1 pseudogene is annotated in these 258 nt (G+C 66.3%); it reads left to right on the top strand.

The features are described from left to right. Positions 1-258 (top strand): annotated as a pseudogene (locus EOD29_RS32975) (DNA topoisomerase IV subunit B); the annotation flags it as partial.

The following is a 258-nucleotide window of genomic DNA, read 5'->3' on the forward strand; positions in this document are numbered from 1 at the left end:
TGCTGTCGGTCTTCATCCGCGAGCCGGAATTCGTCGGCCAGACCAAGGACAAGCTTGCGACGGTCGAGGCCCAGCGCATCGTCGAGAACGCGCTGCGCGATCCCTTCGACCACTATCTTGCCGACAATCCGAACGAGGCGGCCAAGCTGCTCGACTGGGTGATCGAGCGCGCCGAGGAGCGCCTGCGCCGGCGCAAGGAAAAGGAAGTCAACCGCAAGACGGCGGTGCGCAAGCTGCGCCTGCCCGGCAAGCTCGCCG

It is taken from the genome of Mesorhizobium sp. M1A.T.Ca.IN.004.03.1.1 (assembly GCF_003997555.1).
GTDB lineage: Bacteria > Pseudomonadota > Alphaproteobacteria > Rhizobiales > Rhizobiaceae > Mesorhizobium.